We start from the raw sequence: 15130 nt of genomic DNA on the forward strand, positions 1-15130 counted from the left end.
CGTGACGCCGGGGCGGCTACTTGGCGTCGGCGTAGCAGTCCACCACCGCCGTGGTGAGCGGGAAGCGGACCGGGGTGTCGCCGAACACCAGGCGGCGGGCCTCGTCGGCCGCCTCGGCGACCGCGGCGGCCACCTCGTCGGCGAGGTTGGCCGGGGTGTGCACGATCACCTCGTCGTGCTGGAAGAACACCAGGTGCGGGCGCTCCGCCGGGCCGGCCACCGGAAGCTCGCCCAGCCGGCGGCGCAGGGCGGCGAGCAGGGCGAGCGCCCAGTCGGCGGCGCTGGCCTGGATGACGAAGTTGCGGGTGAAGCGGCCGCGGGCGCGGGCCTGCCGGCCGCCGGCCTCGCCGGCCGTGTCGGGGGACTCGGTGAGGTCGAGGAACTCGGCGGAGGCGGGCGGGCAGACCCGGCCCAGCCGGGAGGCGACCACCCCGCCGTCCTCGCCGGTGCGGGCGGCGGCCTCGACGTAGCCCATCGCGGCGGGGTAGCGGTGGCGCAGGGTGTTCAGCAGCGGGCCGATGTCGCCGCTGGTCTGCCCGTACATGGCGCCGAGCAGGCCGAGCTTGGCCTTGTCGCGGTCGCCCTGGAAGGCGTTGGCGGCCAGCGCCTCGTACAGGTCGCCGCCGGCGGCGGTGCGGGCCAGCCCGGCGTCCTGGGAGAGGGCGGCGAGCACCCGGGGCTCCAGTTGGGCGGCGTCGGCGACGACCAGCAGCCAGCCCGGGTCGGCGACGACGGCGCGGCGCAGGATGCGCGGGATCTGCAGCGCGCCGCCGCCGCGGCTGGCCCAGCGCCCGGAGACCACGCCGCCGACCACGTACTCGGGCCGGAACCGGCCGCCGCGGGCCCAGGCGTCCTGCCAGGCCCAGCCGTGCGCGGCGTGGATGCGGGACAGCTCCTTGTAGCGGATCAGCAGCGCGGCGGCCGGGTGGGTGACGCCCTTGAGCTCCCAGGAGCGGGTGGAGCCGAGCTGGATGCCGTTCTCGGCGAAGGCGCGCAGCACCTGGGTGTGCGAGTCGGGGTTGAACGGGCGCCCGCCGAGGGCCTGTTGGAGTTCGGCGGCGAGGTCGGCGAGCAGTCTCGGCTGGGCGCCGGGGACGGTCGGGCGGGGGCCGAGGAGTTCGGTGAGCAGCTGGTCGTGGACGTCGGCGCGCCAGGGCAGCCCGTCGTGCGCCATCTCGGCGGCGACCAGCGCGCCGGCGGACTCGGCGGCGACCAGCAGCCGGAACCGGTGCCGGGCGGCCGGGTCGGCGATCGCGGCGATCCGGCGCTGCTGCTCGGCGTGGACGGCGACGACGGCGGTCAGCGGGTCCGCGCGGGGCGGCAGTTGCAGCCGGTCGGGCGCGAACAGGGTGTCCTGCCCGTCGTCGGCCTCGGCGGAGCCGGGCTCGGGCAGGTCGTCCGGGACGGGCAGGCCGCGCAGCCGGGACCAGGCGGCGCCGAGCGAGCGCGGCGCGCCGAACCGGCCCTCGTGCGCCAGCAGCAGGGCCTCGACCAGGCGCAGGTCGTGGCAGCGGGCGAGCCGGTCGGGCAGCCGGGGCAGCAGCGGCGCGTAGGCGCTGTCGGTGGCGGCCCACACCCAGCGGGGCCCCGGCACATCGCTTCCGGCGGCCTCCCGGGCGGCGACGGCGGCGGCGAGGTCGGGGACCTTCTCGGGCGGGCCGAGCGGGGTGCCGGCGTCGTCGAGCGGCTGGAGCCGGCCGCCGGGGCCGTGCGGGTCGGGGGCGAGGGCCGTCCTGGGTGCCACGGGGGCGTCTCCTCTCCGGCGCGCTGTTCTGGCGTGCGGGTACGGGCACGGGTGTGCGGTCGTTCGGGTGTCCGGGCTCGACGTTAACGGGTGGGTACGACAACGGGGGCGGGGGCGCATAGGCAGGGTGGGTGACACCGCGTAGGGTCGGCGAAATGACCGAGAACCCGTTCTTCAAGCCCAGCCCCCTGGTCTACGAACTGCCGCCCTTCGCCGAGATCCGGCCGGAGCACTTCCTGCCCGCGTACGAGCGCGGGATGGCGGAGCAGCTGGCCGAGATCGCGGCGATCACCGCGGATCCGCGGCCGCCGACGCCGGACAACACCCTGGTCGCCCTGGAGCGTTCCGGGGAGCTGCTGCGCCGGGTGGACGCGGTGTTCCGCAACCAGTCGGCCTCGGACACCAGCGAGCTGGTCGACGAGGTGGAGACCGAGGTGAGCCCGCTGCTGGCCGCGCACCACGACGCGATCCACCTGGACCGCGCCCTGTTCGCGCGGATCGAGGAGCTGTACGGGCGCCGCGCCGAGCTGGGTCTGGACCCGGAGTCGCTGCGGCTGCTGGAGACCCGGCACACCCGTTTCGTCCGCTCCGGCGCCCGGCTGGGCGAGGCCGAGCAGGCCCGGCTGCGCGAGCTGAACGCCGAACTCGCCGCGCTCGGCACGACGTTCCAGCAGAACGTCAACGCCGCCACCAAGGCCGCCGCGCTGGTCGTGGACGCGGCCGAGGAACTGGACGGGCTGTCCGCGGACGAGGTCGCCGCCGCTGCGGAGAACGCCCGGGTGCTCGGGTACGAGGGCCGGTTCGCGCTGTCCCTGAAGAGCACCTCCGGCCAGCCCGAACTGGCCCGGCTGACCGACCGGTCGGTGCGCGAGCGGCTGCTGGCGGCCTCGCTCGACCGGGGCCTGGCGGCCAACGGCCCGCTGGCGATCCGGATGGCCGGGCTGCGCGCCGAGCGGGCCGCGCTGCTGGGGCACCCGAGCCACGCCGCGTACGTGGTGGAGGACGAGACCGCAGGCACGGTGGAGGCGGTGTCCGGGCTGCTGGCCCGGCTGGTGGGTCCGGCGGTGGCCAATGCCCGCCGGGAGGCCGCCGAGCTGGCCAAACTGGCGGCGGCGGACGGGATCGAGGAGATCGCCGCGCACGACTGGGCGTACTACTCGGAGAAGGTCCGGCAGAGCTCCTACCAGGTGGACGCGGCGGTGCTGCGCCCGTACTTCGAGCTGGAGCGGGTGCTCCGGGACGGCGTGTTCTTCGCGGCGGGGCTGGCGTACGGGCTGACCTTCACCGAGCGGCCGGACCTGACGGCCCACCACCCGGACGCGCGGGTCTTCGAGGTGTTCGAGGAGGACGGCGGTTCGCTGGGCCTGTTCATCGGCGACTTCCACGCCCGGGCGTCCAAGCGCGGCGGTGCCTGGATGGACGAGCTGGTGAGCCAGTCGGGGCTGACCGGTCGGCGGCCGGTGGTGCTCAACAACCTGAACATCGCCCGCCCGGCGCCGGGCGAGCCGGTGCTGCTGGCCTGGGACGAGGTGCGCACGCTCTTCCACGAGTTCGGGCACGCGCTGCACGGGCTGTTCTCGGACGTGCGGTACCCGCTGTTCGCGGGCACCTCGGTGCCCCGGGACTTCGTCGAGTTCCCCTCGCAGGTCAACGAGATGTGGATGGTCCGGCCGGAGGTGCTGGCCAACTACGCGCGCCACCACGTGACCGGGGAGCCGCTGCCGGCCGATCTGGTCGAGCGGATGGTGGCGGCCGAGGGCTTCGGGGAGGGCTTCCGGACGGTGGAGTACCTCGCGGCGACGCTGCTGGACTGGGCCTGGCACACCGTGCCGCAGGGCCGGGAGATCGCGGACGCCGAGGAGTTCGAGGCACGGGCGCTGGCGGAGGCCGGGATCGCGGTGCCGGCGATCCCGCCGCGCTACCGGACGGCGTACTTCCAGCACGTCTTCGCCAGCGGCTACAGCGCCGGGTACTACGCGTACATCTGGTCGGAGGTGCTGGACGCCGACACCGTGCAGTGGTTCGAGGGCAACGGGCGCGCGGTGCGGGAGAGCGGCGAGCTGTTCCGGCGCGAGCTGCTGGCGCGCGGCTACGGCCGGGACCCGCTGGAGTCCTTCCGCGCGGTGGTCGGCCGGGCGCCGGAGACCGGTCCGCTGCTGGCGCGGCGGGGCCTGCTCTAGGCGCCTCCCGGGCGGCCCCGGTGGCGGTCAGCGCGGTGTGACCGTGACCGTCACCGGGGTGCCCGGGCGGGCGTGCGGGAGGCGGATCCGGACGGTGCCGGCCCGCCCGCCGGCCGGCTGCTCGACGTCGACGCGGGCGGCGGCGGGGGTGGCGGTGACCTCGGCGCCGTGCGGGAACGCCGCCGGGGGCAGGACGAGTTCGCTGCCGTGCCGGGTGCCGTCGGCGCTCCAGCGGACGGTGGCGGCGTCGGTGCGCACGTCCGTCCCGGCGACGGCCGCCGGGTACGGGCCGAAGGCGGGCTCGTCGCCGGGGGCGGGGCGCCCGGCCGGGTCGAGCGCGCAGTAGCCGCCGGTGCCGCGGCACCAGTACCACATGGTCCAGCCCTCGGCGAAGCCGTCCATCGCGGCGACCTGCCGGCGGACCAGCAGGGTGTTGCCCGGCCTGCGGGAGTCGGGCGGGCCCCATTCGCCGACCAGGACGGGCAGGCGGTGGGCGGCGGGGTAGGCGGTGACGGCGGCGGTGTAGCGCTCGACGAAGCCGTCGGCCGGGTCCCAGTCGGCGCCGTTCTCGACCGCGGTGTCGTAGAAGTGCGGTGCGTAGCCGAGCCGGGGCGGGCCGGGGCGCGGGTCGTCGAAGCCGGGCAGCCGGGTGGGCACGCCCTGGCCGACCAGGACGGTGGGTTCGACGAGCAGCCAGGCGCGATGGTCGACCCGGCGCACGGCGGCGATCAGGCGGCGGTACATGTCGGCGAGCCGGCCCTGTTCGAGGGCGGCGGAGGCGGTGGCGAGCACGGCCGGGTCGCTCGGGTCGCCGTCCACCGGGCCGAACGGCTCGTTGAACAGGTCGTAGCCCAGCAGCGAGCGGTGGCCGCGCAGTTCGAGGGCGAGCCGGGTGTAGAAGTCGGCCTGCCAGGCGCGCAGGTCGGGGTCGTCGTAGAGGTGGCGGAAGGCGGCCTGGACGGCGGGCTGGAAGTAGCCGGCGAACCAGTCGTTCGGGTCGGGGGTGAACGGCAGGCCGTCGTCCCGGGTGGCCCAGGGCGGGATGCCGCGGTCGCCGCCGCCGAACGCCGGCCCGTAGACGTCCTGGTGCAGGTCGATCAGGGCGAGCAGGCCGTACCGGTCGGCCCAGCCGAGGAGTTGGCGCAGCCGGTGCAGTTCGGCCGGGTCGAGGCGGCCGCGGACGGGCTCCAGCCTGTTCCAGGAGACCGCCACCCGGATCAGGGTGAAGCCCTGTGCGGCCAGGGACTTGAGGTCGGCCTCGGTGGTCTCGGCGTACTTGTCGAGGTTGAAGCCGCGCAGTTGGAGGCGGCGGCCCTGGGCGTCGGTGAAGGCGGTGCGGCCGTCGGGGCCGGTGGCCGTCGCGGTGGGGAACCGCGCGGGCGGGCCGGTGTGCGCGGCGGCGGGGGTGGCGGGGGCCGCGGTGAGGGCCGTGGTGGCGGCGAGCAGCAGGGCGGCGGCGGTGCGGCGCAGGCGCATCGGGACCTCGTACGGCGCGGGGGTGGGGGCCCGATGATGCCCGCGGTACCGCGTGTCGCACAAGGGCCTTGCGCGGAAGGGGAGTTCAGTCGGCGTCCGGGGTCGAGGCCGGGGTCGGGGCCGGGGTGGCGGGGGTGGGCAGGTCCGCGGCGGCGGCCAGGCGGCCCCAGAGCAGGTCGGCGAGCGCCTGCACCATGCGGGTGCGTGAGCAGGGTCTGGTCTCCAGCCACCAGTCGCCGGCCGCCAGCACCATGCCGGTGATGCCCCGACCCCAGGCCTCGGCGAGCAGCTCGCGGTCCGCGCCGAGGTCGACCTGGCTCTGCACGGCCCGGGTGATCTCTGCGGCGATCTGCCGCAGCGCGGGGGCGAGCGCGGTGCCGGCGCCGCTCGGGTCGCCCGGTTCGGGGTGGGTGAGCAGCCGGTAGACCTGCGGGCGGGCCTCGATCCCGGCCAGGTAGGTGTCCAGGACGTGTTCGACCCGGTCGCGGCGCTCCAGCGGTGCGGCGAGGGCGGCCCGGACGGCGGCCAGCAGGCCGCCGGTGTGGCGCTCGGTGAGGGCTGTGATCAGGCCGTTCCGGTCGCCGAAGTGGCGGTAGAGGATCGGTTTGGTGATGCCGGCCTCGGCGGCGATGGCGTTCATGCTGGCGGTCGGGCCGTCCCGCTGGATGACCCGGTCGGCGGCGTTGAGCAGCTGCTCGCGGCGGGGCTCTCGGGACATGTGCTGCTCCTCGGGGTCGGGGTCTGACCGGGCGTTGACACCAGTTACCAATCAGTAGCAGACTCCGACGATGTTACCCGAGGTAACCCCCCTGGTCGGCCGTACCCCTTCTTCGGAGGCAAGCACCATGAGCAGCACGTTCTCGCTGGACCCGGGCGCGGACCAGCTCGCCGTACGCGACTGGCTGCACGGCTTCGCCGCCGACGTCGTCCGCCCCGCCGCGGCCGAGTGGGACGAGCGCGAGGAGACCCCCTGGCCGATCATCCAGGAGGCCGCCAAGCTGGGCATCTACTCGCTGGACTTCTACGCCCAGCAGTACTTCGACCCCTCCGGCGTCGGCATCCCGATCGCCATGGAGGAGCTGTTCTGGGGCGACGCGGGCATCGGGCTGTCCATCGTCGGCACCACGCTGGCCGCCGTCGCGGTGCTCGCCAACGGCACCGACGAGCAGATCGGCACCTGGACCCCGCAGATGTTCGGCACCCCGGACGACCTCAAGGTGGCCGCGTTCTGCTCCTCCGAGCCCGACGCCGGCTCCGACGTCTCCGCGCTGCGCACCCGGGCGGTGTACGACGGGGCCAAGGACGAGTGGGTGCTCAACGGCACCAAGACCTGGGCCACCAACGGCGGGATCGCCGCCGTCCACGTCGTCGTCGCCACCGTCGACCCGGAGCTGGGGGCGAAGGGCCAGGCCTCCTTCGTCGTCCCGCCGGGCACCCCCGGACTGAGCCAGGGCCAGAAGTTCAAGAAGCACGGCATCCGCGCCTCGCACACCGCAGAGGTGGTGCTGGACGACGTCCGGGTGCCCGGCAGCTGCCTGCTCGGCGGCAAGGAGAAGCTGGACGAGCGGCTGGCCCGGGCCCGCGAGGGGGTCAAGCGCCCGGGGGGCAGGGGCAACGCGGCGATGGCCACCTTCGAGGCCTCCCGGCCGGCCGTCGGCGCGCAGGCGATCGGCATCGCCCGGGCCGCGTACGAGGTGGCGCTGGACTACGCGAGGACCCGCGAGCAGTTCGGCCGCCCGATCATCGACAACCAGGGCGTGGCCTTCCAGCTCGCCGACATGAAGACCCGGATCGACGCCTCCCGCCTGCTGGTGTGGCGGGCCTCCTGGATGGCGGCCAACAACCAGCCGTTCACCGCGGCCGAGGGCTCGATGTCCAAGCTGTACGCGGGCGAGACGGCCAAGTGGGTCACCGCGCAGGCGATGCAGATCCTCGGCGGCAACGGCTTCACCCGGGAGTACCCGGTGGAGCGGATGCACCGGGACAGCGCGATCTACTCGATCTTCGAGGGGACCAGCGAGATCCAGCGGCTGGTGATCGCGCGGGCGATCTCGGGGATGCCGATCCGCTGAGCCCGTCGAGCCCGTCGAGCCTGCTGAGCCCGCTGGGCTACCGGGCTGTCGGGCCGGCGGCCCGTCGGGCTACCGGGCCGCCCAGAAGGCGAGTCCGGCGGTGAGCGCGCCCACCGCCGCGCCGACGATGGTCTGCGCGGTGGTGTGGTCCCGCAGCACCACCCGGGACCAGCCGATCGCCGCGACCAGCGGGGCGAGCAGCAGCCACAGCGGGCCGAGCGCGATCCCGAGGCAGACCACCGCGCCGGCGGCGACGGCGGTGTGCACGGAGACCTTCCACCAGACGGTGATCACCAGGATCGGGACCAGCGAGGCGAACATCGCCAGCACCATCGCGGTCAGGTCGGCCGGGGCGTCCAGCCAGAGCATCACGGCGAAGCTGGTCGCGACCGAGCCCATGATGAACGGGATGACGGTCAGCCGGCGCTGCCGATGGCCGACGTGGCGGTCCTCCAGGGTGCCCTTGCGGATGCCGCGCTGGATGAACATGGTCGGGATGACGGCCGCGAACAGGGCCGCGAAGGCCGCCCAGCCGAGGCCCGTCCAGCCGTAGCGGATGACGCCCATCAGCGGGAGCATCGCGATGATGACGTTCTTCGGCTCGACGCCGTCGGTGACCCGGCGGGCCCAGGTCGTCCGGCTGGTGGGGGCGGTCGTGGCCTCGGTCGTCATCGGGGTGTGTGCTCCGGGTGCGCAAAGGGGTCGGCGTGAAGGGGCGGTGCGAGGGATCGGCGTGACGGGTCGGCGTGACGGGGGCGTCAGGGCGGGGGCGTCGGGACGGCCCGGCACCGATCGGATGATCGTACGCGAGCCCGTCCTCGCGGCCGGTGCCCGGACCCGGGGCCCGGTCCCGGTCGGAGTCGACGTCCGGTCCCGGTCGAAGTCGACGTCCGGACCTGGCGCCCGGCCCCGGTCAGAACCGCGCCGGGCGGCCCTCCAGGAAAGCGGCCAGCCCCTCGGACACGTCCGAGGTCTCCCGGGAACGGCGCTCCCAGGGCGCCAGCGCCTGTGCCGCCCGCTCGGCCGGGACGGCCAGCGCGGCCTTCACCGCGCCGATGGTCTGGGCCGAGCGCCGGGTCAGCAGCCGGGCGAACTCCAGTGCCGCGGCGTCCAGTTCGGCACCCGGCAGGACGCGCTCCGCCAGGCCCAGCGGCAGCGCGTCGCGGCCCGTCACCAACTCGCCGGAGAACAGCAGGTACTTGGCGCGGGCCGGGCCGACCAGCCGGGCCAGCCGCACGGTCGGTACCGCCGGGTAGACCACGCCGAGCTTGGCCGGGGTGATCCCCAGCCGGGCGTCCTCGGCGACGAACCGCAGGTCGCACGCGACGGCCAGCTGGCAGCCGCCGCCCACGCAGGCGCCCTGCACCACGGCGACGGTCGGGTGCGGGAAGGCCGCCAGCGCCTCCTCGGCGGCGACGTTGACCGCGTGGTAGGCGTCCGCGTGCTCCGGATCGCCGTACACCTCGGCGAGTTCGGCGATGTCCGCGCCCGCGCTGAAGGTGCCGCCGGCGCCGGTGACCAGCAGGGCGCGCACCCCCGGCTGCTCGGCGAGGCGCAGCAGCACCTTCGGCAGCGCCTGCCAGATCTCCAGGGTCACCGCGTTGCGCCGGTGCGGTCGGGCGAACTCCAGGACGGCGACGCCGTCCTCGCCGACGTACGCGTGCAGGCCCTCGGCGTGGGCTGGCAGGGCGGAGCGGTCCCGCGTGAGCAGCGGCTGGTCCATGCGCACCTCCGGGCGGTCGTGGTGCGCCCACTCTCTCAGGAGGCGACGGCGCAGTAGTCTCCGAGGCCGCCCTCGACCAGGGCGAAGGCGCGCGCGGCTCGGTCGAGGGCGCCGGGCAGGGCGGCCGCGGCGCGTTCGCCGGTCAGCATCCGGCGCTGGTTCTCGGTGGTCAGGGCCAGTCGGGCGGCGAGCAGTTGGGCGGCGGCGATCTGTGCGGTGAGCTCGTCGTGGGCCGGGTCCTGGGCGAGGAGTTCGGTGGTCAGCAGGCCCTGCGCGTGCCGGCCGAAGCCGGCGGTGGCGCGCATCGCCAGGGCCGGTGTGCGGTGGATCAGCCGGACCACGTCGAGCACGAGCGGTTCGTTGCTCAACCCGGTGGCCGGGTCGTGCTGCTCCAGCGCGGCGAGGTACTGCTCGCGCAGCGCCGCCACCGCCGAGGTGCCGGGGGCGCGTTCGCGGACCACCCGGGCCGGCTCGTCGAGGTGCTGCTCCATGGGGGCCATGACCAGGTCTTCCTTGGTGGGGAAGTAGTTGAAGACGGTCATCTTGGACACCTCGGCGGCGGCCGCGATCTCGGCCACCGAGACCTGGTCGAAGTCCCGCTCGGCGAACAGCCCGATGGCGGTGCGCCAGATCCGGATGCCGGTCTGGATCTTCTTGCGCTCGCGCAGCGGAAGGGCGTCGAGGTCGCGGTCGTCGTCGGGGCTGAAGCCGGTGTGCGTCGCCATGGTTCGACTGTACCAGGATCAAAGATCGACCAGGATAAAGATTGAGCCGAGCTTAAGAATTGACCAGGTATAAAAAAACTGCCATGGTGAGGACGTGCCGCCGGCCGCACCGGCCCGGCCCGAACTCCACCGACCCTGGGGGGACTTACCGATGGCACCCGCTGCCCTGATGACACCGGCCCAGCGCAACCTGGGCATGCTGCTCTGCCTGGTCACGATCGTGCTGGCCGTGCTCGACATGAACATCGTGTCCGCGGCCACCGTGCCGATCGTCCGGGAGCTCGACCCCGTCCACGGCATCGACCGACTGCCCTGGCTGATCAGCTCGTTCGCTCTCGCCGCGACCGCGCTGCTGCCGCTCTACGGCAAGCTCTGCGACCTGTACGGCGCCAAGCGCGTGCTGCTCGGCGCGGTCGGCACCTTCCTGGTCGGCTCGGCGCTCTGCGGGTTCGCGCAGTCGATGGGCCAGCTGATCGCCTTCCGGGCCGTCCAGGGCATCGGCGGCGGCGGGCTGATGAGCGTCACCATGGTGGTCATCGCCCACCTCAAGGACCCGGCCGAGCGCGGCAGCGGCAAGGGCGGCGCGATGGGCGGGGTCGTCGCGGGCATCGGCATGGCGGTCGGCCCGCTGATCGGGGCGCTGTTCACCGACCACCTCAGCTGGCGCTGGATCTTCTACATCAACCTGCCGCTCGGCCTGCTCGTCCTGGTCGGCACCGCCCTGGTGATCAAGCTGCCGCCGGCGGCCGGCCGCCGCAGCCTGGACTTCCTCGGTGCGGCCCTCGCCGCCGCCTTCGCGACCGGGCTGCTGCTGGTCACCGAGTGGGGCGGCAAGGACTACGCCTGGACCTCCCCGGTGATCCTCGGGCTCGTCGCCGCCACCCTGGCCGCGCTCGGCCTCTTCGTGTGGCGCCAGGCCACCGCCGCCGAGCCGGTGCTGCCGCTGTCGCTGTTCCGGATCAGCGTGGTGCGCCTCGGCTTCGCGATCCAGGGCCTGGTCGGGATGGGCATGACCGGCTCGATCGTCTACGTGATGCTCTACCTGCAGATCGCCCGCGGCATCGACCCCACCTCGGCCAGCCTCTACCTGATCCCGATGGCGGGCGGGATGACGGCGGTCGGCCTGCTGGCCGGCCGGCTCACCGCCCGCGGCCATGCGGAGCGCACCTTCCTGGTGGCCGGCGCGGGCTGTGCGGCGATCGCCCTGCTCCTGCTCGGCCTCAGCGGCCCGACCACCGGGCTCTGGGCGGTCTGCGGCGAACTCGTCCTGCTGGGCTTCGGGATGGGCCAGCTGATCGGCCAGCTGGTCACGGTGGTGCAGGAGTCCGTCCCCCGGCACCAGCTCGGCGTCGCGACCACCGGGATCCGCTTCTTCCAGACCCTCGGCAGTGCGCTCGGCGCGGCGCTCTTCGGCACCGTGCTGGCCCGGGCCTTCGCGGACGGCGAGCCCGGCCTGCCGCTCGGCGCCGTCCGGACGCTCGGCGGCGCGGCCCGCGAGCACGCGCTGCGCAGCTTCACGGACGCGGTCGACGTGGTGTTCCTGTCGGCCGGCGGCCTGCTGGTGCTGGTCCTGCTGCTCGCGCTGCGGGTGCCCAGGACGGTGGCGGCGGCGGAGCCGCCGGTGCTGGCGGCCTGAGGGGCCTGAGCGGCCTGAGGGGCTGGGGCCCGGGGGCGACGGCCCGGGGAGCGGCGGGGTCCGGTGGGACACGGGGGTGTCCACCGGACCCCGCCGCGTCCGGTCAGGCCCCGGGCGTCCACTCCGGGGCCAGGATCGACCAGATCTGCTTGTCGTGGCGGACCCCGTTGTGCGGGTACCACTCGCGCAGGGTGCCGTCCAGGGTCATGCCGACCCGCTCGGCGACGGCCCGGCTGCGGGCGTTGCCGGCGGAGCACCACCACTCGGCGCGGTGCAGGCCGCGGGTGGTGAAGGCGTAGTCGAGCAGCCGCCGGACGCCGGCGGTGATCAGTCCGCCGCCCTCGCCGGCGGGCTCGGTCCAGGCGCCGATCTCGCAGACGCCGCTCTGGGCGTTGAAGCTCACGAACATCACGCCGCCGACCAGCGTGCCGTCCCGCCAGATGCCGTAGATCCGGCCGCTGTCGGCGGCCTGCTGGTCGGCGTAGCGCTGGAGGGTGGCGCGGGCGGAGTCGAGGTCGGTGGAGCGGGTGGCCCAGGGGATCCACGGGTCGGTGTGGGCGCGGGCGCGGTCGATGTGGGCCAGGAACTCGGTCGCCTGCCACGGCTCCAGCGGGCGCAGTTCGGCGTTCTCGGCGAGCGGTACGGCAAACATGGGCTGGCCTTTCACGGGATGCACGGTTCACGGGATGCGCGGTGTGCTGGGAACCATACATAACAAACGTTTGGTATGTACGATGACCCCCATGACACCGGCCCGTGGAGACCATGACGCCCGCCGCCTGGAAGTGTCCGAGGGCGTGTGGCGGGTGCTCTCCAGTCGCGGCTTCGAAGGGCTGACCCTGCGTGCCGTGGCCACCGAACTGGGCGCCTCCACCGGCCTGTTGACGCACTACTTCCCCAACAAACGGGCCCTGCTGAGCCACGCGCTGGACGAGCTCGACCGGCGCTCCGGCTCCCGGCCCCGGCGCACCGCCCCCGCCGACGGCACCCCGCCGCCGCCCCCCGGACTGGCCCGGCTGCGGGCCGCGCTGCTCGACGTCCTGCCGCTGGACGGGGCGGCGGTGGCCGGCAACCGGATCTGGGTCGGCTCCTGGGACGTCGCCCTGTCAGACCCCGCGCTCGCGGCCGCGCACGCGGGTCGCTACGCCCGCTCGCGCGAGGCCCTCGCGGTGCACGTCGCGGACGCTCAGCGGCTCGGGGAGCTCCCGGCCGGGGCCGACGCCGCCGCGCTCGCGACCGGCGCGCAGGCCTTCGCGCTCGGCCTGGTGGTGCAGGTGCTGTTCGCCCCGGCGGAGTTCCCGCCCGAGCGGCAGACCGCTCTGCTGGACGCCTACCTGGCCGGGCTCGCCACCGCCGGCTGACTCGCCACCGCCGGCAGGCTCGCCACCACCGGCCGAGCGGCTGGCTGGGTTCGCGATCACGGGCCGGGCGGCCGGCCGGGTTCGCGACCGAGCGGTTCCCGGCCGGGTCGGTGGGGCGGATCGTCCCCGGGGCGTGATTCGCCCGGAATTTCGGTTGTTCGGGTCTTCTCCCGCATCCGGTCCGTAGTGGCGGTCATCCGGATCGGCCGGTTATCGCAGTGGCCATGACACGGATAGTCACGGGTTAGGTGCGGTGGGTACGGGCAATCGGGCGGCGTGCGGACGGGATTTCCGGGAGCCCGTGGCGGCCGGGCAATGCGGCCGCCGGCCTGGCGGCCTGCGGGAATGGCGAGGTGGTGCCCCCAGCAGGATTCGAACCTGCGACCTACCGCTTAGAAGGCGGGTGCTCTATCCGCTGAGCTATGGGGGCGGGACGGGCTGCGCCCGGGCGGGCGTGACCGTGGCCGGGTCGGGCGACGAGCGCTGGGGGCGCGCGTGTCCGGCCCCGTACCGTGAGGGTGGGGGTGGGGGTCGGTGGGCCCTCGCCCTGTCGGGGACAGGATAAGGGTGCCCAGTTCCTCGGCCGAGTGTGACGACACCGCCGTTGGTGTGTCGGTTCGGTGGAGCGGTCCGATAATCGCAGGTGAACGCCGTGAGTGCAGCGGTCTGGGAGTGTTCCGAGCCGGACGTTGTGCAGTCGTTACGGGGCTGCCGCCCCACCCGTTATGGATTCGGCACGGAGAATGTGTCGTCACCGGTGCGGGTGGGGGGCCGTATTCGGCTTCCTCCGGTCGGATGACGTGCGCGGACGGTCGGCCGGCGCTGTTCCGGGGCGTGTCGGTTGGGGGCGACGAGCAGTCGGTTTGTTGTCATGGCCGCGATGAGATGGGCGCGAAGGGGTGCCGAAAGGCCGAAATTCACCCCTGCGAGTGACGTCGGTTTTCCGAGGCATCGAGTTGTCCACAGGATTTCAGAACTCCCTGGCGGGGATTTCCCGCGAAGCGCACTCTCAACGCGCGCCGGTCGATTCCGTACGGTGCATCGGCGAGAACGGAGAGTGCGCTGTGAACGAGATGCAGGTGACGATCGTCGGCATTGTCGCGACGGAGGTGACCTACGGCGAAACGGGCAGCGGGGTGCCGATGGCCAAGTTCCGGCTCGGCTGCACCGAGCGCCGGTACGACCGGCAGCGCGAGTGCTGGGCGGACGGCGAGACGCAGTGGCTGACGGTGACGGCCTGGCGGGGGCTCGCGGTCAACCTGATCGGTTCGCTCGCCAAGGGGGATCCGGTGCTGGTGAGTGGTCGGCTACGGCTGCGGGAGTGGATCGACGGCGAGGTGAAGCGCACCGGGGCCGAGATCGACGCCCGATCGGTCGGACACGACCTCACCCGTGGTACCTCGGCGTTCCGTTGGGCGGCGGGGGTGCGCGGGCAGCCGCCGGGCGCCGCCGGGCCGGCCGGGGCGCAGGCCGGCGGAGGGGTGGTGCCGGGGTGGATCGCCGACGCGCTGGAGGCGCGGAAGGCCTCGGCGGTGGCCTCGGCGCCGCGCCCGCCGGAGCCCCCGCCGCCGGTGCGGCCGGTGTCGGGTGGGGCGTCGGAGGCGGAGGCGGGGGAGCGGGGGCGGGTGGCCGAGGGGGAGCGGGGAGGTGGCGAGCAGGCTGCGCTGATCTGACGGGTCGATGACCTTAACTGTCGACAAATATGTTGATCGAGACTGTTGTTGCTCCCGCACGCGCAATCTCGCCCGGATAACGAAAAGTCGCGAGGAGATTCTGGCTGATCGTCAGCTTGTGTCGAAACTGAGGGGGTTGATAACGATCCAGATACGGAATCGTCCTGATTTCGCATGGGGGTTTCGGGGCCTGCGGGGCTCAATAGGATTCGTCTGGTTCATACCCGCAGCAGCGCCACAGGGGGCGCGCGCGGCACGGCAAGTCGGCGGGCTGTCCATCGGTGCGGCCCGGCCCGGAGGGATCCCAGATGTTCCAGAGGCAGGCGCGGAGTCTCCCCCGCATAACCACTGTCATGCTCACGACCAGCCTGGTGTTGGGCGGGGGCCTGTTCGCGGCCGGTGCGGCGGCCGCGGCGGACACCCCGGGTGCGGGCGTCAAGGCCGTCCTCCAGAACACGATGTTGGGCGAGAAGATCGACGTCGAGGGCAAGGGGACCGTCGACGGCGGTCTGTTCACCCTCAAGACGTCCAACGGCGAGA

The 15130-nt window shown here is 74.0% G+C and carries 13 protein-coding genes and 1 tRNA gene; 6 read left to right on the forward strand and 8 right to left on the reverse strand.

Translation table 11 applies throughout. The features are described from left to right. Window positions 1–16 precede the first annotated feature (16 nt). A complete protein-coding gene (locus AB0O82_RS35275) occupies window positions 17–1744 on the reverse strand; it encodes a bifunctional 3'-5' exonuclease/DNA polymerase (protein ID WP_363588588.1) in 1728 nt (575 codons plus the stop codon). Between the two features lie 155 nt (window positions 1745–1899). Between AB0O82_RS35275 and AB0O82_RS35280 the strand changes: the two genes are divergently transcribed. Further along, entirely contained in the window at window positions 1900–3924 is a 2025-nt protein-coding gene (locus AB0O82_RS35280) for a M3 family metallopeptidase (RefSeq protein ID WP_363588590.1), read from the forward strand. A 27-nt stretch (window positions 3925–3951) separates the two neighbouring features. On the opposite strand, the gene AB0O82_RS35285 is transcribed toward AB0O82_RS35280, so the two are convergent. Further along, window positions 3952–5400, reverse strand: coding sequence for a cellulase family glycosylhydrolase (locus AB0O82_RS35285; protein ID WP_363588592.1), 1449 nt, complete (start codon window positions 5398–5400; stop codon window positions 3952–3954). Window positions 5401–5485: 85 nt separating this feature from the next. Continuing rightward, complete coding sequence (locus AB0O82_RS35290; RefSeq protein ID WP_363588594.1) at window positions 5486–6118, reverse strand: TetR/AcrR family transcriptional regulator; 633 nt, start codon at window positions 6116–6118, stop codon at window positions 5486–5488. A gap of 127 nt (window positions 6119–6245) precedes the next feature. On the opposite strand from AB0O82_RS35290, the gene AB0O82_RS35295 reads away from it, so the two are divergent. Beyond that, complete coding sequence (locus AB0O82_RS35295; RefSeq protein ID WP_363588595.1) at window positions 6246–7472, forward strand: acyl-CoA dehydrogenase family protein; 1227 nt, start codon at window positions 6246–6248, stop codon at window positions 7470–7472. Between the two features lie 69 nt (window positions 7473–7541). Here the strand turns inward: AB0O82_RS35295 and AB0O82_RS35300 are convergent, their stop codons facing one another. The 3 genes from AB0O82_RS35300 to AB0O82_RS35310 all read right to left on the reverse strand — a co-directional run bounded on the left by AB0O82_RS35300 (window position 7542) and on the right by AB0O82_RS35310 (window position 9920). Further along, the gene (locus AB0O82_RS35300; RefSeq protein ID WP_363588597.1) at window positions 7542–8144 is read right to left on the reverse strand and encodes a hypothetical protein; all 603 of its coding nucleotides are present in this window, start codon (window positions 8142–8144) and stop codon (window positions 7542–7544) included. A gap of 241 nt (window positions 8145–8385) precedes the next feature. Next, window positions 8386–9195, reverse strand: a complete 810-nt coding sequence (locus AB0O82_RS35305; RefSeq protein ID WP_363588599.1) for an enoyl-CoA hydratase/isomerase family protein — start codon at window positions 9193–9195, stop codon at window positions 8386–8388. Window positions 9196–9230: 35 nt separating this feature from the next. Beyond that, window positions 9231–9920, reverse strand: a complete 690-nt coding sequence (locus AB0O82_RS35310) for a TetR family transcriptional regulator (RefSeq protein ID WP_363588601.1) — start codon at window positions 9918–9920, stop codon at window positions 9231–9233. A gap of 151 nt (window positions 9921–10071) precedes the next feature. Between AB0O82_RS35310 and AB0O82_RS35315 the strand changes: the two genes are divergently transcribed. Beyond that, on the forward strand, window positions 10072–11556 hold the full coding sequence (locus AB0O82_RS35315) for an MFS transporter (RefSeq protein WP_363588603.1): 1485 nt from the start codon (window positions 10072–10074) through the stop codon (window positions 11554–11556). Between the two features lie 103 nt (window positions 11557–11659). Here the strand turns inward: AB0O82_RS35315 and AB0O82_RS35320 are convergent, their stop codons facing one another. Next, complete coding sequence (locus AB0O82_RS35320; protein ID WP_363588605.1) at window positions 11660–12208, reverse strand: GNAT family protein; 549 nt, start codon at window positions 12206–12208, stop codon at window positions 11660–11662. A 91-nt stretch (window positions 12209–12299) separates the two neighbouring features. Here AB0O82_RS35320 and AB0O82_RS35325 point away from each other — a divergent pair, with 91 nt between their 5' ends. Further along, window positions 12300–12917 (forward strand): TetR/AcrR family transcriptional regulator, encoded by a 618-nt coding sequence (locus tag AB0O82_RS35325; RefSeq protein WP_363376299.1) that lies wholly within the window; start codon window positions 12300–12302, stop codon window positions 12915–12917. 354 nt (window positions 12918–13271) lie between these two features. Here AB0O82_RS35325 and AB0O82_RS35330 read toward each other — a convergent pair. Further along, a tRNA-Arg gene (locus AB0O82_RS35330) sits at window positions 13272–13347 on the reverse strand. Window positions 13348–13990: 643 nt separating this feature from the next. Between AB0O82_RS35330 and AB0O82_RS35335 the strand changes: the two genes are divergently transcribed. Together AB0O82_RS35335 and AB0O82_RS35340 are read left to right on the forward strand one after the other, a co-directional pair. Then, the gene (locus AB0O82_RS35335) at window positions 13991–14590 is read left to right on the forward strand and encodes a single-stranded DNA-binding protein (RefSeq protein WP_363588609.1); all 600 of its coding nucleotides are present in this window, start codon (window positions 13991–13993) and stop codon (window positions 14588–14590) included. 353 nt (window positions 14591–14943) lie between these two features. Then, on the forward strand, window positions 14944–15130 hold a 187-nt coding region (locus tag AB0O82_RS35340; protein WP_363588607.1), incomplete at its 3' end, for a hypothetical protein.

It is taken from the genome of Kitasatospora sp. NPDC088264 (assembly GCF_040685715.1).
Classification (GTDB): domain Bacteria; phylum Actinomycetota; class Actinomycetes; order Streptomycetales; family Streptomycetaceae; genus Kitasatospora.

Bases quoted from the DNA above. Each gene is read 5' to 3' on its own strand.
- AB0O82_RS35280 (WP_363588590.1), top strand. From the start codon at position 1,900: ATGACCGAGAACCCGTTCTTCAAGCCCAGCCCCCTGGTCTACGAACTG.
- AB0O82_RS35285 (WP_363588592.1), bottom strand. From the start codon at position 5,400: ATGCGCCTGCGCCGCACCGCCGCCGCCCTGCTGCTCGCCGCCACCACG.
- AB0O82_RS35290 (WP_363588594.1), bottom strand. From the start codon at position 6,118: ATGTCCCGAGAGCCCCGCCGCGAGCAGCTGCTCAACGCCGCCGACCGG.
- AB0O82_RS35295 (WP_363588595.1), top strand. From the start codon at position 6,246: ATGAGCAGCACGTTCTCGCTGGACCCGGGCGCGGACCAGCTCGCCGTA.
- AB0O82_RS35300 (WP_363588597.1), bottom strand. From the start codon at position 8,144: ATGACGACCGAGGCCACGACCGCCCCCACCAGCCGGACGACCTGGGCC.
- AB0O82_RS35305 (WP_363588599.1), bottom strand. From the start codon at position 9,195: ATGGACCAGCCGCTGCTCACGCGGGACCGCTCCGCCCTGCCAGCCCAC.
- AB0O82_RS35310 (WP_363588601.1), bottom strand. From the start codon at position 9,920: ATGGCGACGCACACCGGCTTCAGCCCCGACGACGACCGCGACCTCGAC.
- AB0O82_RS35315 (WP_363588603.1), top strand. From the start codon at position 10,072: ATGGCACCCGCTGCCCTGATGACACCGGCCCAGCGCAACCTGGGCATG.
- AB0O82_RS35320 (WP_363588605.1), bottom strand. From the start codon at position 12,208: ATGTTTGCCGTACCGCTCGCCGAGAACGCCGAACTGCGCCCGCTGGAG.
- AB0O82_RS35325 (WP_363376299.1), top strand. From the start codon at position 12,300: ATGACACCGGCCCGTGGAGACCATGACGCCCGCCGCCTGGAAGTGTCC.
- AB0O82_RS35335 (WP_363588609.1), top strand. From the start codon at position 13,991: ATGCAGGTGACGATCGTCGGCATTGTCGCGACGGAGGTGACCTACGGC.